Source organism: Streptomyces sp. NPDC088725 (assembly GCF_044751305.1).
Classification (GTDB): domain Bacteria; phylum Actinomycetota; class Actinomycetes; order Streptomycetales; family Streptomycetaceae; genus Streptomyces.
Genome location: NZ_JBIVLO010000010.1, coordinates 233,756 through 254,972 on the forward strand (window position 1 = coordinate 233,756; position 21,217 = coordinate 254,972).

General features: G+C 69.6%; 15 protein-coding genes. 7 read left to right on the top strand and 8 right to left on the bottom strand.

Annotated elements, in window-relative coordinates:
• Positions 1-431: 431 nt before the first annotated feature.
• The 4 genes from mptB (at position 432) to ACIP6N_RS24500 (ending at position 4,218) form a co-directional block, all read left to right on the top strand.
• Positions 432-1,862 carry a polyprenol phosphomannose-dependent alpha 1,6 mannosyltransferase MptB gene (gene mptB, locus ACIP6N_RS24485; RefSeq protein WP_401818769.1) on the top strand — a complete coding sequence of 477 codons (1,431 nt, stop codon included), beginning with the start codon at positions 432-434 and terminating at the stop codon, positions 1,860-1,862.
• 80 nt (positions 1,863-1,942) lie between these two features.
• Positions 1,943-3,157, top strand: a complete 1,215-nt coding sequence (locus ACIP6N_RS24490; protein WP_401818843.1) for a glycosyltransferase 87 family protein — start codon at positions 1,943-1,945, stop codon at positions 3,155-3,157.
• Positions 3,130-3,786, top strand: coding sequence for a peptide deformylase (locus ACIP6N_RS24495; protein WP_401818771.1), 657 nt, complete (start codon positions 3,130-3,132; stop codon positions 3,784-3,786). The genes ACIP6N_RS24490 and ACIP6N_RS24495 overlap by 28 nt, the downstream gene beginning before the upstream one ends.
• A gap of 63 nt (positions 3,787-3,849) precedes the next feature.
• Entirely contained in the window at positions 3,850-4,218 is a 369-nt protein-coding gene (locus ACIP6N_RS24500; protein WP_401818773.1) for a nuclear transport factor 2 family protein, read from the top strand.
• A gap of 35 nt (positions 4,219-4,253) precedes the next feature.
• On the opposite strand, the gene ACIP6N_RS24505 is transcribed toward ACIP6N_RS24500, so the two are convergent.
• From ACIP6N_RS24505 to ACIP6N_RS24515, 3 genes are all read right to left on the bottom strand, one after another.
• Complete coding sequence (locus ACIP6N_RS24505) at positions 4,254-4,565, bottom strand: STAS domain-containing protein (protein WP_401818775.1); 312 nt, start codon at positions 4,563-4,565, stop codon at positions 4,254-4,256.
• 118 nt (positions 4,566-4,683) lie between these two features.
• Positions 4,684-5,937 carry an NAD(P)/FAD-dependent oxidoreductase gene (locus ACIP6N_RS24510; RefSeq protein WP_401818777.1) on the bottom strand — a complete coding sequence of 418 codons (1,254 nt, stop codon included), beginning with the start codon at positions 5,935-5,937 and terminating at the stop codon, positions 4,684-4,686.
• On the bottom strand, positions 5,937-6,560 hold the full coding sequence (locus tag ACIP6N_RS24515) for an N-acetylmuramoyl-L-alanine amidase (protein ID WP_401818778.1): 624 nt from the start codon (positions 6,558-6,560) through the stop codon (positions 5,937-5,939). Before ACIP6N_RS24515 ends, ACIP6N_RS24510 begins: the two co-directional genes overlap by 1 nt.
• A 325-nt stretch (positions 6,561-6,885) precedes the next feature.
• Here ACIP6N_RS24515 and ACIP6N_RS24520 point away from each other — a divergent pair, with 325 nt between their 5' ends.
• Positions 6,886-7,158, top strand: coding sequence for a GlsB/YeaQ/YmgE family stress response membrane protein (locus tag ACIP6N_RS24520; RefSeq protein WP_401818781.1), 273 nt, complete (start codon positions 6,886-6,888; stop codon positions 7,156-7,158).
• Positions 7,159-7,337: 179 nt separating this feature from the next.
• Here ACIP6N_RS24520 and ACIP6N_RS24525 read toward each other — a convergent pair whose 3' ends face one another.
• Positions 7,338-11,435, bottom strand: a complete 4,098-nt coding sequence (locus ACIP6N_RS24525; protein WP_401818782.1) for a carboxypeptidase regulatory-like domain-containing protein — start codon at positions 11,433-11,435, stop codon at positions 7,338-7,340.
• Between the two features lie 803 nt (positions 11,436-12,238).
• On the opposite strand from ACIP6N_RS24525, the gene ACIP6N_RS24530 reads away from it, so the two are divergent.
• Together ACIP6N_RS24530 and ACIP6N_RS24535 are read left to right on the top strand one after the other, a co-directional pair.
• On the top strand, positions 12,239-13,897 hold the full coding sequence (locus tag ACIP6N_RS24530) for an FAD-dependent oxidoreductase (protein ID WP_401818784.1): 1,659 nt from the start codon (positions 12,239-12,241) through the stop codon (positions 13,895-13,897).
• Entirely contained in the window at positions 13,894-15,390 is a 1,497-nt protein-coding gene (locus tag ACIP6N_RS24535; protein ID WP_401818786.1) for an ATP-binding protein, read from the top strand. Before ACIP6N_RS24530 ends, ACIP6N_RS24535 begins: the two co-directional genes overlap by 4 nt.
• Before the next feature lie 47 nt (positions 15,391-15,437).
• Here ACIP6N_RS24535 and ACIP6N_RS24540 read toward each other — a convergent pair whose 3' ends face one another.
• The 4 genes from ACIP6N_RS24540 to ACIP6N_RS24555 all read right to left on the bottom strand — a co-directional run bounded on the left by ACIP6N_RS24540 (position 15,438) and on the right by ACIP6N_RS24555 (position 20,122).
• The gene (locus tag ACIP6N_RS24540; protein WP_401818788.1) at positions 15,438-16,955 is read right to left on the bottom strand and encodes an LLM class flavin-dependent oxidoreductase; all 1,518 of its coding nucleotides are present in this window, start codon (positions 16,953-16,955) and stop codon (positions 15,438-15,440) included.
• Positions 16,956-17,165: 210 nt separating this feature from the next.
• On the bottom strand, positions 17,166-17,687 hold the full coding sequence (locus ACIP6N_RS24545) for a MarR family winged helix-turn-helix transcriptional regulator (protein ID WP_401818790.1): 522 nt from the start codon (positions 17,685-17,687) through the stop codon (positions 17,166-17,168).
• Positions 17,688-17,835: 148 nt separating this feature from the next.
• A complete protein-coding gene (locus tag ACIP6N_RS24550; protein WP_401818792.1) occupies positions 17,836-18,888 on the bottom strand; it encodes an MBL fold metallo-hydrolase in 1,053 nt (350 codons plus the stop codon).
• 58 nt (positions 18,889-18,946) lie between these two features.
• Positions 18,947-20,122: an NAD(P)-dependent alcohol dehydrogenase gene (locus ACIP6N_RS24555; protein WP_401818795.1), complete on the bottom strand. Its 1,176-nt coding sequence runs from the start codon at positions 20,120-20,122 to the stop codon at positions 18,947-18,949.
• Between the last annotated feature and the right edge of the window lie 1,095 nt (positions 20,123-21,217).

Genomic DNA, 21,217 nt, shown 5'->3' on the forward strand with positions numbered 1-21,217 from the left:
GCCGAGGACAGCTCGCTCCAAGGCATGTGGCTCACCTCCAGCAAGGCGCCGTCATGACGGAATCTGCCGAGCCCGGCCTGCGGCCCGTCCGGCTCGGTGACCACGACGACATCGACGTCGGAGGACGGCGACAGCTCCGCGCCGTCCGGCAGCCCCACCGTGGAACCGCTGAAGTACGCCCCGCCGTAGCCGGCGGCGCCCCGCGCGTGTTCCGCCACCCACCGCGCCGCCACCCCCGTGCCTGACCGACCTTCACCGGACCATCCCCGTATCCCCGTCCCACACGTGCCCCGTGCCGGGCACAGCGGCCGCCGATCGTATCCGCGGGATGCGAGACCGGCGACCCCGCGCGGCACGGTGGTTGTGTGCCTGCCACCCGGTCGTGGCGGCGCCGTTGCCTGCTGGTCACCGTGGGCTGCGAGCATCCTCGGATGCTCGCTCTGAACGTGGACGTCGACCCGAACCGGTGCCGGATGCTGGGGCTTGTGGGGTCCGTCGCGCTCACCGCGGGCGGACTGACCGCGGGCGCGCTGCCGTTGGCCGAGGAACCGGCCGCCACATCCGGGCGAGCCGCACTGGGCCTGATGTGCGCGTACTTCGGGATCGTCCTGCTGATCGCCGCCTGGTGGTGGCTGGGCCGCGCGGTACGCGGCACCCGGCCGCTCGCCGTACGCGAACTGCTGATCACACTGGCCGTGTGGGCCACCCCGCTGGTGCTCGGACCGCCGCTGTTCAGCCGGGACGTCTACAGCTATCTGGCGCAGGGCGCCATGGTCGACGCGGGCCTCGACGTCTACACGAACGGTCCGCACGACCTCGGCGGGCCGCTCGCGGCGGAGGTCGCGCCGGTGTGGCAGCACACCCCGGCCCCGTACGGGCCGGTGTTCCTCACCGTCGCGTCGAAGGCCGCCGCGCTCGCCCGGATCGATCTGCCGGCCGGAGTCATCGGCATGCGGCTCGTGGCGCTGGCCGGCGTCGGGCTGATGATCGTCTTCCTGCCCCGGCTTGCCCGCCGCTGCGGCGTCGAACCGTCCGCCGCGCTGTGGCTCGGCGTGCTCAACCCTCTGGTACTGCTCCATCTCATCGCGGGGGCGCACAACGACGCCCTGATGCTGGGCCTGCTCTGCGCCGGGCTCGCGGCGGCCCTGCACGGATGGTCCGTGCGCGCGGCGGTCCTGATCGCGCTGGCCGCGCTGGTCAAGGCACCGGCCGCGATCGGTCTGCTGCTGGTGGCGGACGTGTGGTCCGCGCGGTTCGCGGGCCGGGCCCGCCTGTTCAGGGCTGCCGTGCTGACCGGCGCCGTCGCGGTGACCACCACCGTCGCGGTGACCGCGCTCAGCGGCACCGGATACGGCTGGCTCGGCGCGCTCGGCACGCCCGTCTCCTCGGACAACTGGTCGCTCACCAGCGGCCTCGGGCGGCTGACCGGCCTGCTCCTCGACCAACTCGGCGGCGGACACGGCGCACTGGCGCTGCCCGCGTGGCGCTGGTTCGGACTTGCCGCCACCGCCGTCCTCGTCCTGGCCCTCTGGCTGCGCCGTACGGCCCTCGGCCCCCTGTACGCCATGGCGCTGAGCCTGCTGGCCGTGTTCGTGCTCGGCCCCGCGGCGAGACCCTGGTACGCGCTGTGGGGACTCTGCCTCATCGCCGTGTCCGCGCCGGCGGGACGGGTACGGAACTGGGCCGCGGCCGGCAGCGGGATCCTCGCGCTGGCGCTGCTGCCGAGCGGATCGCCGCCGGACGGGCTCCAGTTGTCCCTGGCGGTGTGCGGCGGAGTCTTCGCACTGGTGGCCCTGTGGTGGATGTTCTTCCTGACACCGGAGCCCGGAATCGCCACCACCCGCCCCCGGACCGCCTCATGAAGCGCCAGGACCGCACCACGAGACGGCGGGACCGCGCCACGAGACCGCAGGACCGCACCACGAGACCGCCGCGCGCCGCTCTGACCGGACCGGTGGGCAGACCGGTCACCGCGGTGTTCCTCGTGGTCGCCACCGCCGTGTTCCTCGTGACCGTCCCGCTGTTCCGCGACTTCTTCGACGTCGGCGTCTACTACGGCACCATCGACCAGTGGGTCCACCACGGCGGCCGGATCTACGACTACCTCAGCCCGGGCACGCGATACGGCTTCACCTATCCGCCCTTCGCGGCCGTGACCATGCTGCCGATGGCACTCGTCGCCTGGCCCGTGGCCGTCGGCGTCAGCATCGCGCTGAGCGCCGCCTCGGCGGCACTGCTGCTGCACTGGCTGGCCGGCCCGGTGATCCGGCGCGAGCGCTGGTGCCGCTGGTTCGCCTTCGTAGTCGCCGGCTGCCTGTTCGCGCTGTTCGAACCGGTCCGCGACACCTTCAGCTTCGGCCAGGTGAACCTGCTCCTCGTCGCGCTGGTCTTCGCCGACGCGCGTCTGCTGGCCACCGGCCGCGGCCGGTACGCGGGCATCGGCATCGGCCTGGCGGCCGCCGTCAAACTCACCCCCGCGCTGTTCATCGGCTACCTGCTGATCACCGGGCGCCGCCGGCAGGCCGCCCTGGCCACCGGCACCGCCGCCGCGGCCACCCTGCTGGCCGCGCTCGTCGACCCCGGGGCATCCAGGACCTTCTGGACCGCGGCGCTGTGGGACACCGACCGTGTCGGCTCACTCGCTTATGTCTCCAACCAGTCCCTCCAGGGAGTCCTCGCACGCCTCCAGCCCGACGGCGGCGGCCACCTGCTCTGGCCGGCCTGCGTACTGCTCGTCCTCGCGGTGTGGGCGTACCGCGCCCGCACGGCCGCACGCGACGGCGACGACGCGGCCGGCTTCGCGCTCACCGCCCTGGCCGCCTGCCTCGTCAGCCCGGTGACCTGGGTCCACCATCTGGTCTGGGCGATTCCCGCACTCGTCCGGTTGACCGACACCGCCCTGCAGCGCGCGCGCCGCGGGCACCGCGATCTGCTCGTGGTGTGCGCCGTGCTCTACGTCATCCTGTGCAGCAGCATGGTCTGGCTGTGGCGGGAGGACTCGACGGGCGTGGGCGCGTTCCTCGGATCGAACGCGTACGTATGGATCACGCTCGGACTTCTGCTCGCCCTGCCGGTGAACAGGCGCCCGCCCGCCGCCACCGCACCCGCGGCGTCTGGGAAAGTGAGTTCATGGGATTCACACCGGACACCACTCTGATCCAGCACGTCGACGCACTCCTCGACGGGCAGCGCCCCCTGCCCATCGTCGCCGCGGGCGACCCGGTGCTGCGCCGCCCCACGGCCCCGTACGAGGGACAGCTCGGGGACGAGCGCCTGCACCGTCTCATCCTGGCGATGCGCGAGTCACTGCACGCCGCTCCGGGCGTGGGGCTCGCCGCGCCCCAGGTGGGAATCGCGCTGCGGCTCGCCGTCATCGAGGACCCCGCCCCGGTGACGGACGAGGTACGGGAGGCCCGCGGCCGTGTCCCGCTGCCCTTCCGCGTCCTGGTCAACCCGGTGTACGAGGGCGTGGGCGACACCCGCGCGGCCTTCTTCGAAGGCTGCCTCAGCGTCCCCGGCTGGCAGGCGGTCGTCGCCCGGCACGCACGCGTCCGGCTCCGCGGACAGGACGAGAGGGGCAAGGCGTTCGACGAGGAGTTCGCGGGCTGGCCGGCGCGCATCGTCCAGCACGAGACCGACCACCTCGACGGCACGCTCTACCTCGACATCGCCGAGACCCGGTCCCTTTCCAGCACCCAGGACGTGCTGGAACGCTGGTCACAGCCCACGCCCGAAGTGGCCGCCGGGGAACTCGGGTTCACACTGCCCGGCGCGCGGCGGGCGTGAACCGGCCCGCCGCCCGCCGGCCCGGCGTGGTGTGCGGTACGGGACAACGGGCACCCGGTGGGCATGACAGATCCTGCTGACACCACGACGTCACACTGCCCGGGCGAGGAGGAGGTGCCGGTCATCCGCGCCTTCGTCAACGCCCTCAACAGCGGCGACCTCGACGCGTTCACGGCGTGCTTCTCCGACAACGGCGTGGTCAACGACGCCGGACATGAAATACGCGGACGAGCGGCCGTCGCCGACTGGGCCGACAAGGAGTTCCTGGCCGCCGGAGGCCGGATCGAGCCGACTCACGTCCATCCCGTGAGCAGCCTCGGAGGCGACATCGTCCTCGAAGCACACGTCACCGGCGCGCACCGCGACGGCCCCGGCACACTCATCCTCACCCTGGACGGCACCACGATCGCCCTGCTGCTCCTGCGGAGTTGAGCGGTTCTCCCGCGTCAGCCCACGACTCTCCCGCGTCAGCCCGCGACCGCCCGCTCGACGCTGGGATACAGGCTCAGCACCTGATCGGCGCCCGTGACGGCGAACAGCCGCTGAAGCTGCTCCGAGGGTGCGGCGATCCGCAGGGACGTCGCTTCCCCCGTCCGCAGAAGGAGGTTGAGGAAGCTGGAGTCACCGAAGGTGACGTCCGTGATGTCGAGGACAAGCACGCGATGGGCAGCGGCGGCCGCCTCCAGCGTCTCCCGCAGCGGGGCGAGGCTGTCGATGTCGAGGTCGCCGCGGGCTGCGACGACGCAGACGCCCTCCCGCGGGTAAGAGGCGTCGGCCACGTCCTGGGGTGTACGACGGGCTGCATCGGAAAGGGCGTTGTCTTCTGGCACAGGTCTGGGCACGTGCAAAGTATGCCGGTTGCCGCCGCTCCCCGTGCCGGGTCGCCGGCAGCGGTCCTTACACCCCGCCCCACAGGCCCGCGTCGCGCCGTACCTCACGCGCGGCCCGCGCCCCGGAAGCCAGCGCGCCCTGCACGGAACCCGTCGCCCGGTGGTCCCCGCACACATAGCGGCCGGCGCCGGCACGAGACGGAGTGCTCAGCCGCAGCGGGGGCACCATCGCGGGCAGTGCCTGCTCGACGGTCCGCACAGCCACCAGGTCCCAGCCCGAGGTGTCCGCCTCGTACACCTCGGCCAGCGCGCGACGCACCGCGCTCTCCCGCCCGGGGGAGTCCGGGCCCAGCACCGAGGTGGAGATCAGTGACACGCCCCCGGGCGCGTAACCGGGCACCACCTCGCTCAGCACACAGGTGTTGAGGAAGCGGCGGCGCTGATCCGTCAGCAGCGTCGGTTCCGCCAGCGGCGGGACACCGGCCGCGTGGTAGTAGGTCGTTGTCAGCCGGTACGGCGGAATCTCCAGCCCGGGCAGCAGAGTCCGGGCGGACTCCGGACCGGTCGCCACCACCACCCGGTCGGCGGCCAGTTCATCCCCGTCGGCCAGCAGTACGCCGGAGTCGGTGAGTTGCGCGACCGGGCTGTCAAGGCTGACCGTGCCGGGCGGCAGCCCGTCCGCGAGTTGCTGGGGCACCGAGCCGATCCCGCGCGCGGGCAGGCACAGGGTGCCGCGCAGCATGCTGCGCCAGACGAGATGGAAGAAGCGGCTCGACGTCTCCAGCTCGTCCTCCAGGAAGACTCCGGACAGGAACGGCCGGAAGAACCGCTCGACGAACTCCTCGGACAGGCCGGCCGCCGCCAGCGCCGACCGCGTGGTGTGTTCAGGACCGCCCTTCACCACCCGTGCGGGCGCGAGCATGTCGCGCGCGGAGAGAACACCGAGCGCCAGCAGATCCCGCGTTCCGGCGAGCCTGCCGGGAAGCAGGCCGGCCGCCTCGCGCGGCCGCCGCGTCGGATCGGTGAAGCGGAGCCTGCCGTGCCCGGTGTGCACCAGCACACCGGGCGTGAACGGCCGCAGTGCGAGTTCCCGGAGCGCGAGACGCCCGCGTACCTGTGGATACGAGGTGTTGAACACCTGGAATCCGCGGTCGATGACGAATCCGTCGTGCCGGTCGGTACGCATCCGTCCGCCGACGCCGTCGGACGCCTCGATCACCCGGACCGCGAGACCCGCGGCCACCAGATCATGGGCGCACGCGAGCCCCGCCAGACCCGCGCCCACCACCAGCACATCGGGAGCCGCACGCTTCTCCGGCATCAGAACCGCCCCTTCCCGTGTCCGTGAGCGGCCTGCGCGCGCTTGCGCAGCCGGGCCACGGCCCGCCGCAGCCGGGGCAACTCGTCGTAGAGCGCGGATCCGGGACAGTCGGTCTCGTACGCGTCCCGGTGCCCCGAGATCACGTTCAGCGTCATCGACGCGCCTTTCCGTACCCGGCTCTCGTCGTTGCTGGACGTCAGCCGTACCCGCCCCAGCGGATTCGCGCGGGGAGGCAGCTTCCACGCCGCGACGGCGGCGATCGCCTCCAGCATGGGACGGGGCACCTTCTCACCGGGGCCGTAGTGCCCGAGCGCCGCGATTCCCACACTCCTCGCGTTGAACCCCTCCGTGTGCGCCCCCAGTACGGTGCGGTCCCGTCCGCCGGCGCGTCCCTCGTAGATGTTTCCGCAGCGGTCGACGACGTAGTTGTAGCCCAGGTCGCTCCACCCCAGATCGTGGATGTGATGCTCCTCCATCGACAGCAGCATGACGGGGACGTCCTTGCGGCAGTCATAGATGTTGTCGTGATTGGTGTGATGCACGAACACGGCCTGTACGGAGTCGACATACGCGGGCTTCTCCACCACCGACTTCTCGTCGGCGTGCCACACCGATCTCGGCACGATGACGGGCCGCGGCCCCGAGACGAGGCGCGGAGGCTCAGGGTGCCGAGGCTCCGGCGTCCTGTGTTCCGGAGCCGCACATGTCACGAGGAAGGCCAGCGGCAGAAGCGCCACCCCCTGCCTGAGCCTGCGGGGCCACATTCCCCCACTCTGGCCCCGGCCCGGCGCGCTGCCCACCCCGGCCACGCCAGTCGGGTGAAGAGCCCTGCCGCTCCGGCCGGGGCATGACGCGCGCGGAGTTCCCTCCATTCGTGTTTGGGCTCCGGCTTCGGGGCTACACGACGGGCTGTAAGAACGTCATAAAGCTTCAGGAAGGGTCTCGACCATGGGCATCATCGCCTGGATCATCATCGGACTTCTCGCCGGCGTCATCGCCAAGCTCCTCGTCCCGGGCAAGGACCCCGGCGGCATCATCGTCACCATCCTGATAGGAATCGTCGGCGGTCTCCTCGGCGGATTCCTCGGCAAGGTCATCTTCGGCGTCGACTCCATCGACGGCTTCTTCGACCTTTCGACGTGGATCGCCGCTGTGGCCGGATCCGTGATCGTGCTGCTGGTCTACCGCCTCGTCACCGGCCGGGGCCGCGCACGCGCCTGACCCGCCCGCAACTGGACTCAGTTCTGTTCAAGACACTTCCCGCCATGGCCGCCACCCGTAATCCGGGGGCGGCCATGGCGCGTTTTCCGCCCCCCGGGACGGCGGAAGCCCCGCCGGGCCGGACGTGCTCGCGCACGCCCGGCCCGGCGGGGCGGGAAACCTGTTCCGCCCCTCGGGGCCTATTTTCTCTTCAGGGTGAAGTCGCTCGTGACGGTGGCCTTCTTCTTGATCTTCACGGTCGCCACGGCCGGCTGATAGCCGTCCTTGGCGGCGATGACCGTCAGCGGGTTGTTACGGGCGTCGAGCCACAGCGTGTAACCGCCGTCCTTGCCCGTCGTCAGCGTGTAGCCCGCCGCCCAGCTGTCGAGCTGTACGGTCGCTCCGGCGACCGGCGCGGTGTCGCCGGACGCGGTGGTTCCCAGCACAGTGCCGGTGATCTTGCCCCAGGTCTTGGGCGGTGCCACATGCAGCACCACCGGGACCGCGGGCACCTGGTACGGCGTGTCACTGGTGAGGGTCAGGGCCGCGCTGTAGTCGCCCGGCTGTGTCACCTCCGCGACCGAAGCGTCCAGGGTGACGGTCACCTTGGCGCTCTTGCCCGGCTGGAGCGTGAGTTCCTGCGCGCTCTCGCTCAGCCAGCTGACGTCCGCCGTCGCCGACTGGTCGTAACCGGGCAGCGTCTCCACGGTGGCGACGGGTGAGGCCGTGCCGGTGGCGCCCCCCACCTTGTAGAGGCCGACGGCGCCACCGCCGCGGTAGACGGCGGCGTTGGCGTTGGGAAGCGCGGTCCAGGTGCCGTCCTCCGGGTCGAAGGCGTAGCCCTGGTTGGTGATGTTGTTCTGCGTGATGCCGCTGGAGGCCAGCAGCAGTCCGTTGGCCGAGGTGTACGCCGAACCCCACAGGCTGACGGGCATGTCGGCGACCGGGGACCAGCTGTCGCTGTCCGGGTCGTAGACGTTGGCGTGCTTCACCTCGCCGTCGTCCGTCACACCGCCGCCGCAGTAGAGGCGTCCGTCGATCCCGGCGCAGGAACTCCACGCGATCTGCTCGGGGTACGCGGCCAGTCGGGACCAGGTGTCGGTGGCCGGGTCGTACGCGCTGACGTCGCTGGTACCGCAGGTCTGCGCCGCGCAGCCGCCGACCGTGTAGAGCTTGTTGTCCAGTACGGCGGTGCCTGAGCCGGCGTAGGGCCGGGGCGCGTCGGCGCCGGTGGTCCAGGTGTCGGTCCCGGGGTCGTAGATCTCCAGCTTGGAGCTGGGATCACCGTTGGGCCCCCAGCCGCCGGCGGCGTAGAGCTTGCCGTTGATGAAGCCGTGGGCCGGATCCTCCCTGGTCACCGTGGCGCCGGCCAGTTTGGTCCACGCACCGGCGACCGGGTCGAGTACGTACAGATCCTTCGTGTCCGCCGAACCGTTGTACCCGAAGGCCGAGTAGACCTTGCCGTCGAAGGTGTCGACCGCGTTGTCCATCAGCGCCAGCGGCAGATCGGGAGCGGGCAGCCAGGCGTCACCCGCCGCCGGATCGGCCGCGAGGCCGCGGGCCGCCGGGTGGGCCTTGCTGGACAGCGGGGAGAAGTCGCCCTTGACCCGGTTCAGCGGCGCACCGGCCGCGGACTCGATGCTGAACCCGCCGGACCGCTCGCCCAGTTTCACGGTGGCGTCCGCCCCGCCGGTGTTCTTCACCGTGAGGTTCTTCGTGGTCTGCGAGCCCCAGGCGGCCGACACGTCGACCGACGCGGGAGCCACGGTCAACTGACCGGCCTTGAGGGAGTATTCCGCGTCGACGGCGCTGTCGGCACGCACCTTCACCGACTTGGTGACGCCGGTGTAGTGGGCCTTGGCCGCGGTGAAGCCGTGCGAGCCGAGGGCCGAGAACAGGGCGTAGAAGCCGTCGCCGAGACCGGGGTCGTCGGGTGTGGCAGCTGTCACCGTGCCGTGCTGGGGATCGTCCTCGCCGGTCACCGAGGCGCCGACCACTCCGGCCGAGGTGTTGGCGTCCGTCACGGTTCCGGTGACCAGGCCGCCGGGTGTCGGTGTGAAGTCGCGCTGGCCGACGAAAACGTTGTCAATGGACCACAGCCAGCCGTACGAACCGGTGAAGTGGAAGCGCAGCCGCACCGACTCCTTGCCTGCGTAGTCGCCGAGCGGGACCTCGACCTTGGAGGGGGAAATGGTGGCGGTGGAGGACCAGACCTGGGACCAGGTCGCGCCGCCGTCGGTGGACGCCTCGATCTGCGCCTTCTGCGCGTCGTAGCCCCTGTAGTCGGTGTCGAAGGACACCTCCGGTGAGCTCTTCCCCGTGAAGTCGTACACCGGGCTGACCAGTTGGGAGTCCTGGGTCGCCGTGGTCCCGTAGTGGTCGCTGTCGACGATGGCGAAGGCGCCGTCCCCGCCAGTGGTGTTGCCACGGCCTCCCGGGTCTCCGAACTCCCAACCGCCCTTGCTTCCGGCGGCATTGATGACGCTCCAGCCCTCCGGTGCCTTCTCGCTGGAGGCGAAGGGCTCGGTGGTGCCGGTCAGCTTCAGGTCGTAACCGGGCGCGGTGGCCGCCCAGGGATCGGCCGGTACCGGGAAGTTCGCGGTCTGTGCCGCGTCCTTCACCGTGATCTTCTTGGTCAGCGACTCGTAGCCGGGGTAGGAACTGTCGACGCGCAGTGTGTAGTCATGCCCCTGCGGCAGTGTCATGTCGTACGCGCCGGTGAGCGGATCCGTCCACACCGGACCGCCGGGCACCCCGTCGACGGTGATCCTGGCGTACAGCGGCCAGTCGTGTCCCGAGCCGTCGGTGACCTTTCCCGACACCGTACGGCTGGGCACCGCGGTCAGGCCGAAGTCCTTGGTGAGGGTGTCGCCCTCGGCGATGACGACGGTGGTGGTGTCGCTGGTGGCGTACCCGTAGGCATCGACACCGACGTCGTACGTGCCGACCGGCAGGGACAGTGTGTACGCGCCCCTGGCATCGGTGTGCGTGGTGCTGGTTCCCGCGGTGACGGTGGCACCGGAGAGCGGCTTCCCGGTACCGCTGTCGGTGACGGTGCCGCCGAGTTCGCCGTGCGGACCGGAGCGGAACGCCGACAGACCGTTGGGCGTGCCCAGACCCGTCGGGCCGTCATAGCCGGTCCCCGCCGTGCAGAGGTAGGCCGGCGTGCAGCTGCCGTTGTTGCCGGTGGTCACATCGTTGAGCCCGCCGCCGGACGTGGCGTACGGATACGCGTTGGGGTACGTTCCCGCGACCGGCGTGCCGGCGGAGGCGTACACACCGGCGATGATCGGTGAAGCGGCGCTCGTGCCGCCGTAGACCGACCAGCCGCCACCGCCGAAGGTCTGATAGACCGCCACGCCCGTGGCCGGGTCGGCGACCGCGGAGACGTCGGAGACGCTGCGCATGTCGCAGCCGGTGTCCTTCTGGAAGGCCGGCTTGGGCTCGTACAGCGAGCAACCGGAGCCCGGGCCGAAGCCGTTGCTGTTCCAGACCGACTCCGACCAGCCGCGGTCCGTGCCGTCGTCCTTGACCAGCGAGGTGCCGCCGACGGAGGTCACGTACTGCGAGGCCGCGGGGTAGGCCACCCCGTAGTCGTCGTCACCGGAAGAGGCGACGACGGCGACACCCGGGTGGTTGTAGTAGGCGTCGTACGTCGTGGTCTCGGCCGGGTCCTCACCGCTGCCGGGGCTGCTGTCGTACTGGGTGCCGTACGAGTTGGACACGTACTTGGCGCCGAGTGCCACGGCCGTCTCCACGGCGTTCCCGAGGTCTTCGAAGCCGGGTGAGTCGGCCTCGACCAGCAGGATGTGCGCGCTCGGGGCCGCGGCGGAGACCATGTCCAGGTCGAGCGAGATCTCGCCGGCCCAATCCGGGTCGGGGCTCGGGTAGTCGGTGCCGCCGCGCTGGTCCACCTTGGTGAGGCAGCCGTTCGCCGCGGTGCACGCCGGCAGGCCGTACTGCGCGCGGTAGACGGCGAGGTCGGCGTCGGCGGTGGGGTCGTCGTAGGCGTCGACGATGGCGACGGTCTCTCCCGCGCCCCCGTCGGCGGGCAGGCTGTAGGCGTCCTGCACGTCGCCCGCGCCGTAGCCGGACGGGTCGACGGAATGGGGCATCACACCCTTGACGGCCTTCACGTCCGTACGGCGCAGCGCGAAGCAGCTGGCCTCACCCTTTTCGGGCGCCGAGCACGCTCTCTCCAGAGGGACGTGGTCGCGTGCGGCCTTCGGGGACGTGTGCGACGCCGAGGGGGCGGCGGGCGCCGCGGCCTCGGCCGGGAGCTGGACACCGAGTGTCATGAGTGCGCAGGCGCTGAGCAGAGCGAGGCCGGCGGATATCCTCCGCCGTAAACGTGAACCGGATCTTTCCCGTGTGCGCAAGACAGGACTCCCTTGGAATTTTTCAGGGGCCGACGCGGACACTTCCCTGTCGGCGGTGAATATCTTCCTCAAATTCACTGGAATTCAATCTGCGTCCATCGGCCTGCGTTTGTCCACAAGGACCGTGTTACGAGTGTGTGTCGCCGTGACATTTCGACTGGAATGAGACATGGACGCAGGTGAGCGAGGTTTATCGCGAATCATCGAACTCATTCGAGCCATATGTGCGGGAAGTGATTGACGTCGCCGTGCCGACTGGAAAAAGGCAGGCCGAACGGGGCCCTGTCCATCGCGAGGAAAAGGCCCTGACGTGACGAAGAATTACCGCTGGCCCGGCATCAGGAAATGCGTGGGCCGGCGCGTTCCGGTGCGTGGGGCGGCGGAAGGGCGGCAATCGGCCGGTCGTGCGGGAAGCGTCTGGACATGGACAGCCCTTCGACGGTCTTCACGGTGATGCTGGGGGTAACTCTGACCGGCTCATGCCATGCGGGACAACATCCGCAGGGGTGCGCGTCCGCGCAGTTGCGCATGTGAGAGCAGCCGGAAAGCGGCCAGAACGCCGGCGGACCCCGGCCCCACCCGCCCGGCCGGTACATCCCGCGCTCACGGCGTAACGTGGAATGCCGTAGCCATGGCTCGCGGGTCTCGCCCTCCTCACCCGCCGGCCTCGACGCCACAAGACGACACCACAAGGCCGCGGTGAGCAGCACAGAGGTGGTGGCATGGTAAATCCGACGATCTTGACCGTCGACGACGATCCGACGGTCTCCAGGGCTGTGGCCAGGGACATCAGGCGCCGCTACGGAGACCGGTACCGAGTCGTACGCGCCGCCTCCGGAGCCGACGCGCTGGAGGCACTGCGCGAGATAAAGCTGCGCGGCGACTCACTCGCGGTCATCCTCGCCGACTACCGGATGCCGAACATGAACGGCATCGAATTCCTCGAAGAGGCGATGGACCTCTTCCCACTGGCCCGGCGCGTGCTGCTGACCGCGTACGCCGACACCGGCGCGGCCATCGAGGCGATCAACGTGGTCGACCTCGACCACTACCTCCTCAAACCGTGGAACCCGCCGGAGGAAAACCTCTACCCGGTGATCGACGAACTCCTGGACGTCTGGCTCACCACCCCCGACCCCGCGGCCGACGAGATCCGCGTCGTCGGACACCGCTGGTCCGCCCCCTCCTTCGCCGTACGCGACTTCCTCGCGCGCAACCTGGTCCCGTACCGCTGGTTCCAGTCCGACGAACCGGAAGGATCCCGGCTGCTCGCCGCCGCCGGAGCCGGCGAGAGCGACGTACCGGTGGTGATCACCGCCGACGGCGCCTCACTGATCGCCCCGACCGACGCGGAACTCGCCGCCCACGTCGGCCTCACCACGACCCCGACCTCGGACTTCTACGACCTCGTGGTCGTCGGCGCCGGCCCCGCCGGCCTCGGAGCCGCGGTGTACGGCGCCTCCGAGGGACTGCGGACCGTCCTGGTGGAACGGCAGGCGACCGGCGGACAGGCCGGCCAGAGCAGCCGGATCGAGAACTACCTGGGATTCCCCGACGGAGTGTCCGGAGCCCAGCTGACCGACCGGGCCCGCCGCCAGGCCCTGAAATTCGGCGCGGAAATCCTCAGCACCCGCGAAGTCGTCGCCCTCGACGTGGCGGGCTCCGGACGGATTCTGCGCTTCGGCGACGGCACCTCCATCACCGCCCACACGGTGGTCCTCTCCACGGGAGTCTCCTACCGCAGGCTGACAGTGCCAGGACTCGAGGAGTTCTCCGGGGCCGGGGTCTTCTACGGATCCAACGTCACCGAGGCGCACACCTGCGCGGGCGAGGAGGTGTACCTGGTGGGCGGCGCCAATTCCGCCGGACAGGCCGCCGTCTACCTCTCCCGCTACGCCCGGCGCGTGCACCTGCTCGTCCGCGGCGACGGTCTCGGCCGCTCCATGTCCAGCTATCTGATCGATCAGATCACGGGCATCGACAACATCGAGGTCCACCCGTGGTGCGAAGTCGCCGACGGCAAGGGCAACGGCCACCTCCAGCAGCTGACACTCCGCGACGTCCGCTCCGGCACCACCGACACCGTCGACACCTCGTGGCTGTTCGTGTTCATCGGCGCGGAACCCCGTACACAGTGGCTGGAAGGCGTCGTCGCCCGCGACCCGCGCGGCTTCCTGCTGACCGGCCCCGACCTGGTGGTCACGGGGGAGCGGCCGGCGGGCTGGCCACTGCCCCGCGACCCGTACCACCTGGAGTGCAGTGTGCCCGGTGTGTTCGCGGCCGGTGACGTACGCGCGGCGTCACTCAAGCGCGTGGCGTCCGCCGTGGGCGAGGGCGCGACCGCCATCTCGCTGGTCCATCGTTATCTGGAGGCACAGTGAATGCTTCGGCTCCCGAGGATCGCGCACACGCCCCGGACCGGCTGACCCCGGAGGAACTGCGCACACTCTTCCTGTTCGAGGCGCTCGACGACGACCAGCTGAACTGGCTGGTGGAGAGAGGGCGCGTCGAGGAACGGACGGGCGGCAGCCCCGTATTCCGCCAGGGCGAACCGGCCACCTGCTTCTTCGTGCTGCTCAGCGGCGCCGTCTCACTGAGCCGCACCCTGCACGGCGACGAGATCGAAGTCAGCAGGACCGACCAGCGGGGGGTGTACGGCGGCGCCATGCAGGCCTACCTCGGCGACCGCGTCGAGCAGGTGTACGCGAACACGCTGCGGGCCGTCAGCGACGCGGAGTTCTACGTGCTGCCGGCGGACGAGTTCGCCAACGCCGTGCGCACCTGGTTCCCCATGGCGCTGCACCTGCTGGAAGGGCTGTTCTTCGGCACCCGCCTGACCAACAAGATCGTCGGCGAGCGCGAACGGCTGGTCGCTCTCGGGTCACTCTCGGCCGGTCTCACCCACGAACTCAACAACCCCGCCGCGTCCGCAGTCCGTGCCACCGCGGCGCTGCGCGACCGGGTGACCGGCGTGCGCCACAAGCTCGCCGTGATCGCGGACGGCCGGATGGACACCTCACGGCTGCACGGACTGGTGGAACTCCAGGACGCCGCGGTCAAACAGGCCGGCGCCGCCCCCGCGATGTCCGCACTCGACGCCTCCGACGCCGAGGACGCGGTCGGCGACTGGCTCGAAGAACACGGCGTGGACGGAGCCTGGGACCTGGCACCGGCCATGGTGGCGGGCGGACTCGGCGTGCCCTGGCTGGAGACGGTCGTGGACACCGTCGGTGAGGACTATCTCGACTCGGCGGTGCGCTGGCTGGCATACGCCATCGACATGGAACTCCTGATGGGCGAGATCGACGACGCCGTCACCCGGATCTCCGGCCTGGTCGGAGCGGCGAAGCAGTACGCCCAACTCGACCGCGCCGCCCAAGTGCCGGTCGACGTACACGCGTTGCTCGACGCCACACTCACCATGCTGCAGGCGAAGATCCCCTCCGGCATCCGGGTCGTCAAGGAATACGACACCGGCCTGCCGCCGATCCCCGCGTTCGGCGCCGAACTCAACCAGGTGTGGACCAACCTCATCGACAACGCGGTCGACGCCATGGGAGAGACGGGCACCCTGACCCTGCGCACCGGCAGAGAAGGAGACCGGGTGCTGGTGGACGTGATCGACACCGGATCGGGAATCCCGGAAGACATCAGGGCGCGCATCTTCGAGCCCTTCTTCACCACCAAACCCGTCGGCGAGGGCACCGGTCTTGGACTCGACATCTCGTACCGGATCGTCGTCAACAAACACGGCGGTGACATCCGGGTCTACTCGAAGCCGGGTGAGACCCGGTTCCAGGTGTGCCTGCCGATCACCGAGGAGCCCGAGGCCGACGCGGACCCGTCAGCCTCGGACAAGCAGCCCGCCGAGTGACCGTATGAACGGGGACCCGGACACCGTCGCGTCCGGGCCCCGGCCGGTCACACGTTGATGTTCAGCCGGTCCAGCGGTTCGACCAGTTCCTCTTCCTCGTAGTCCAGGTGGGAGGTGAGGACACGGTCCAGAAGTTCCACACACCGGTTCACGGCGTCGATCCTGGTGTCGTCCTTGACGAGCGCGACCAGCGCCTCGTCCAGCGCCACGAGCACGTCGGCGATGACCTCGTGCTCCTCCTCCAGCTGCTCCAGCACGGGAGTCAGCGAATCCTGCTTCTCCTGGAGCTCGGGGAACATCATCTGATCCTCGATGGTGTGGTGCGTGGTGAGCGTGCGGCAGTACGCGGCGCAGAACGATCCCAGTGTCCAGTGGTTCTGCCGCATGGTGAGGTTGTTGATCAGCGACCTGGCCGCAGCGGCCTCGCTGTCACCGCTCGCCACCTGGGCGACGGCCTCCCGGATCTGCTGCATCTCCTGGCGCAGATTGTTGTGAATGAGGACCAGGCGCGTGCCCGTACCACCGGGGCGGGGAGTGTGCGCGGTGCCACCCGCGAGCTTGGGCGCGCGGGGGCGCTTGTGCTCCTTCAGCGGATCGGCCGCCCACAGATCGACCTGCTCGGGTTCCCCGGCGGCTTCCGGCTCGGTCGAGGTCGCGGTCGCACGGGTCCCCCGGGCTCGTTCCACCTCGGCGCGGACGAGCGGAGCGACCTCCTCGGTGAAGATCCGCAGCTCCCGTTCCGCGTCCTGCGGGGACGGAGCCAGCATGAATCCGCTGATGCCGTGCTCAAGGACGAGTTCGGTCAGCTGCGCGGCCCACACGCGCGGGGGGCCCGCGAGGAAGCCGCTGCCGCCGAGGCCCGCGAAGCTGCCGTTGACCGCGTAGATCCTGCGGATCTCTCCCGGATCACGTCCTGCGTCGGTGGCCCCCGCGTCGAGGATCGCGGTCATCTTCCCCAGCTCCGCCGGAGGCGCGTACATGGACGACGGCAGCCAGCCGTCTCCCAGCCGTCCGGTCAGCTCCAGCATGCGCCGCTTGTACGAACCGACCCACAGACCCAGGGGATGCGCGGGAAACGGGCCCGGCTGAACGCCCTGGAGCGAGTAGTAACGGCCCTCGCGGTGCAGCGGGGCGGTTCCGGGAGTCCACAGATCACGGATCACGTGGATCGCCTCTTCGAGCGCGTCCACCGCCTCACCGGGCGAACGGCGCTCCCCGCCCATCGCCACGATCGCGTCCCAGAACGCCCCGGCGCCGATTCCCAGCTCGGCCCTGCCGTCGCTGAGGATGTCCAGGCTGGCGATGCTGCGCGCCAGCACCGCGGGAGGCCGCAGGGGCAGGTTCGCGACATGCGGGAACAGCGTGATGTTCTCGGTGCGCGCCGCGAGGTTGGACAGCAGTGTCCAGGTGTCGAGGAACGACGCCTGGTAGGGGTGGTCCTGGATTCCGAGGAGATCCATGCCCCACTGATCGGCGAGTGTCGCGAGCCGGATCACTTCCGCCGGGTCCACCGCGCTCGGGGTGAGGAAGGCGCCGAAGCTGAGATCGTGCTGGAAGTCCGTCATGGTGAACGTGTTGTCCTTTCGCGGGGGCGCGCTCGCGAAGCCCTCGTCCGGCCTCCTCACCGGTGCGGTCACCCGTGCTCGGCGGAAGGGGCGTGACGGCCGGCCGCCGCGGCAGGCACGGCGGAGGCGGACGGGGAGCTGTGCCGTATGGAGAGAGAGGGGTGGCGGCGCCTGCCGCTCGTTCGTCAGGCGCCGTGATCAGGCTCGGTCTCAGGCGTCGGCGGACTCGGTCAGGCCGATGGTCCGCCAGATACCCGCAAGCTCGGTCAGCTGTTCTCTGCTCAGCCTGCCGAGGAAGTCCTGGCGAAGAGTGGTCAGGTGTACGACGCTGGCCTGCTCATAGGCACGGCGTCCGGCCTCGGTCAGTACCGCGTCCAGACCCCGGGCGTCACCCGTGCACGTCTGGCGTTCGACATAACCCTGGGTTTCGAGGTCGTCGACGATACGGGTCAGGCCACTGCGGCTTATCAGCAGTGACGCGGCGACATGTTTCATCCGCATCCGGCCCTCCGGGGCCTCGGCCAGGGTGAGCAGCACCTCGTAGGAGGAGGTCGCGAGTCCTTCACGGGCAAGGAGCTGTTTGTCGAGTTTCCGCAGCAGCCGCACGTGGGTGCAGAGGAACCCCAGCCACACCTCACGCTCCACATCATCGAGCGGAGCGGAGGACGTGCTCTGCGCCGGGATCAGCTCCTGCGCCGAAGGAGTTACCTGGGCTGCGGTGCTGCGGGGCACGAGATCCTCCATTGATTCGTCTCGCAACGAATAATATCAGTGGGATATCGGACATAGAGATAAGCGGATGGTGCGGCGCGGCGCCGACCGGGTGGGAGGGAGACGGGTCTCCCTCGCCCCTGTCCCACCCGGTCGGCCGCGCTTGCGACTACTGCGGAAGGATCCGCTTCTCGAACCGGCTCGTGAGGCCGTACTCCAGGCGCAGGGCCTCGAGGATCGTGTAGGCGTGGTACTTGGTCATGACGTCTGCCGCGGCGAGACGGTCGCCCCAGTTCTGACCGTTGTCGGTGACCTTCTCCAGCGTCTTCTTGGTGACGTAGTTCGTCATCTCGTTGAAGTAGTTCTCCCACAGGAGCCAGGCGTTGCTGAATCCGTGGCGCTGGATGAACTCCAGGTCCTCGGCCTCATCAAGGGCTTCCTTGGCGAAGTCGATGATGTCGTTGGTGTAGGCGCGGGAGGCCAGAGCGTCCTCGCGGGTACCCCAGCGGTTGACGTGACCGGAGACGACAGCCTTGAAGTCGTACTCCAGGATCCAGTCGTGCGCCTCGGCCCAGCCGCGGATGTTCTCGGAGGCGTCGCAGTTCTTGAACGCGCTCCATCCGGGGCTGATGATGTCGATGGCGGCGAGCACCTTCTGCTCGCGCGCGTAGACGAAGATGTTGCCCGGCGTGTGGTTGGTGCCCTTGTAGTCCAGGTCCACCTTGACGCCGTTGACGTCCAGCGTCTCGTGGGTGGAGAACGTCTCGGTGGGCACCGGCGCGCCACCGTTCAGGTCCGGCCAGCGCTGGAGCATCTCACGTGTGTAGTCGTGGGCTATGTACGTCACGTCCGGCCCGAACATGTGGGCCGCGCCGACGTGGTCCGAGTGGAAGTGGCTGTAGATGAAGTGGGTCACGGGCTCGTCGGTGACCTCACGGATCGCCTTGAGCAGGTTCGTGCCCAGCAGCGGCGGGGCGTCGACGACGATGACACCGTTGCCGGTGCGGATGAACATGTTGTCGTAGGCGCCGGACGTCACGTAGTGGACGCCGTCGTTGATCTCCTCGACGTGGTAGCCCTTGGCCAGCCGGTCGGGCAGGAACAGCGTGCCGTACGCGTCGGCCGGAATCGGGCGGTAGTCGGTGTGGTCGTTGAGCGGCATACCGGCCGCGCCAAGCCCGTACCGGTCGGTCGGGACACCGGGCTTCTCGAAGTTGCTCACGGGATGCTCCTTTGGGTTCTTGCGATGGTGTGTGGTGCGTGGGGGCGTACGGGCGTGATCAGTGGGACACGCGCAGTACGGGCTTGATGGCGGCCCCGGTCTTCGTGTCGGCCACGGCCTGGTTGATCTCGTCGAACTCGTAGAAGGTCACGAGCCGGTCGAACGGGAACTGCCCGGCCCTGTAGAGGTCGATGAGCTGCGGGACGAACAGCTGCGGGATGGAATCGCCCTGGGCGACACCGCGGACCGTGCGTCCGCCGAGGAGAGCGTTCATGTTCACCGGCGCCTCGGCTCCGGCGGGCGCGCCCCCGATCTGTGCGGCGGTACCCAGGGGAGCGAGCACGTCGACGGCGAGGGTGAGCATGTGGGGCAGCCCGGTGACCTCGAGGACGTAATCCGCGCCGGAACCGGTGATCTCCGCGATGCGTTGCGCGGTGTCCTCTTCCGTCCCGTTGATCGTGTGGGTGGCGCCCAGCTCCGCCGCCAGGGCAAGCCGCTCGGCGGAGATGTCCACGGCGATGATGGGGCTCGCTCCGACGACGCGGGCGGCCATCACAGCCGCCAGCCCGACGGTGCCGGTTCCGAAGACCACCACGGCGGCCCCGGCCGGAATCTGCAGCGAGTTGAGTACCGCGCCGGCCCCGGTCTGCAGACCACAGCCGAGGGGGCTCAGCAGGTCCAGCGGGACATCGTCGGGAACCCTGACCACATTGCGCTCGGTCGCCACGGCGTGCGTGGCGAAGGAGGACTGGCCGAAGAAGTGCCCGTGGATCTCCTCGCCCGCGTCCCCGGCACGGCGCCGGAGCGCGTTGGTCCCGTCGAGGCGGGACCCGCCGAAGTTCATGGGGAAGGACTGCGCGCAGTACGCGTAGTTTCCGCTCAGGCAGGGCTTGCAGTGCCCGCACGCCTGGTACGACATCACCACGTGGTCCCCGGGGGCCACCGAGGTGACCGCGCCGCCGACCGCCTCCACGATGCCGGACCCCTCGTGCCCCAGCACCGCGGGAAGCGGAGTGGGCAGGTGCTGGTCCCGGACGTGTACGTCCGTCTGGCAGACACCAGTGGCGACGACCTTGACGAGAACCTCGTCCGGCCTCAGACGGGTGTCGAGATCAAGTTCCTGGAAGTCGAAGGGCTCCCCCTTCGCACGGACAACCGCGGCCTTCACCGCGATGGTCCCCGAGTCGGTACTCGGGGGACCGGACGCGGGGACCGCGCCGTCTTCTGTCGTCATGATCGTTCTCCGAACCGGAATTTCAACGCCGTACGAGCCGGGGAGAGTGCCACCGGACCAGGGCGTTGGCTGTGGACGAACACCCAGTCGTGCAGGTAGTTCGTTCTGCAACGAACAGTATGCCAGCATCGTTGAATGGTCAACCATTGTGAATTCACCCCGCCCCGGGGCCCGTCGCGCGGTCGCGAGGTGGGGGCCGGGTGTTGCCCGTCGGGTGCGTGGAGTCGCGGGGTGCCGACTCGCCCGCATCGAAGATCCGTGGCAGGGGTCAAGCCCTCTCCATCGAAACACGAAATATCAAAAATCGGACATTTGGGTCGGATGGGGGTACGGGTGCGCGAACGCCTACCAGGCAAGACGCCTTCGCCGGTAAGGAAGCGCGTGGTGTCTTTCGGCTGTCGCGGGCAGTGCCGTGCGCGCAGAGTGGTGCCACGTCACGAGGCGTGGCGGACCGGGATCGGCGGTTTCGTGGGCGCGATGCGGGGAGGACACTCTCGCCGACGGTCCGGTCCGGCTCGCTTCGAACCGGCTTGACGATGCGCTGGAGGCGTCAGCTCGCCGCGTGCGTTTGTGCGGGGCCCCGGAGTCGAAGCTCCGCAGCAGAGCCGCGTCCGCGCGGCGGCGGCTCCGTACTCCACCGCGACCAGGCCGGCGAGCGGACAGCCGAAGCCACCACCGTCAGATCCGGTCGGCGGGCTGGGTCACGGTTCAGGGGTGATGCCGAGCAGGGCATCGGCGGCGCGGGATTCGCCGCGACCGCCACCGGCTTCTCGGCCACGCTGAAACCTCCGGAGCGGTTTCTGGTACCTCTCAACGATCTCGCGCCGCGCCGGCACTGTTCGTGTCTCGCGCAATTCCGTTTGCAGTGCTGAGGAATAGCACGGATAACCCGAGAATTCGGCGCGTACAGCAAGAAGCTGCTCCGATATGTCAACTCTGCGCTGCGCCAGGGAATCGAGAGCGCCATCCGTCCGTCGGCGAGTCGACCGGGTCAGCGTCCTGGGAAGCTGTGAGCCTTCGGGAGAAGACCGGCTGAGGCATACGGCTGATCACCCCGGACAGCGCTGCCGCCAAGAGGACCAGCGTGAACTCCGT

Bases quoted from the DNA above. Each gene is read 5' to 3' on its own strand.
- ACIP6N_RS24530 (WP_401818784.1), top strand. From the start codon at position 12,239: ATGGTAAATCCGACGATCTTGACCGTCGACGACGATCCGACGGTCTCC.
- ACIP6N_RS24510 (WP_401818777.1), bottom strand. From the start codon at position 5,937: ATGCCGGAGAAGCGTGCGGCTCCCGATGTGCTGGTGGTGGGCGCGGGT.
- mptB (WP_401818769.1), top strand. From the start codon at position 432: ATGCTCGCTCTGAACGTGGACGTCGACCCGAACCGGTGCCGGATGCTG.
- ACIP6N_RS24540 (WP_401818788.1), bottom strand. From the start codon at position 16,955: ATGACGGACTTCCAGCACGATCTCAGCTTCGGCGCCTTCCTCACCCCG.
- ACIP6N_RS24520 (WP_401818781.1), top strand. From the start codon at position 6,886: ATGGGCATCATCGCCTGGATCATCATCGGACTTCTCGCCGGCGTCATC.
- ACIP6N_RS24495 (WP_401818771.1), top strand. From the start codon at position 3,130: ATGGGATTCACACCGGACACCACTCTGATCCAGCACGTCGACGCACTC.
- ACIP6N_RS24525 (WP_401818782.1), bottom strand. From the start codon at position 11,435: ATGACACTCGGTGTCCAGCTCCCGGCCGAGGCCGCGGCGCCCGCCGCC.
- ACIP6N_RS24500 (WP_401818773.1), top strand. From the start codon at position 3,850: ATGACAGATCCTGCTGACACCACGACGTCACACTGCCCGGGCGAGGAG.
- ACIP6N_RS24555 (WP_401818795.1), bottom strand. From the start codon at position 20,122: ATGACGACAGAAGACGGCGCGGTCCCCGCGTCCGGTCCCCCGAGTACC.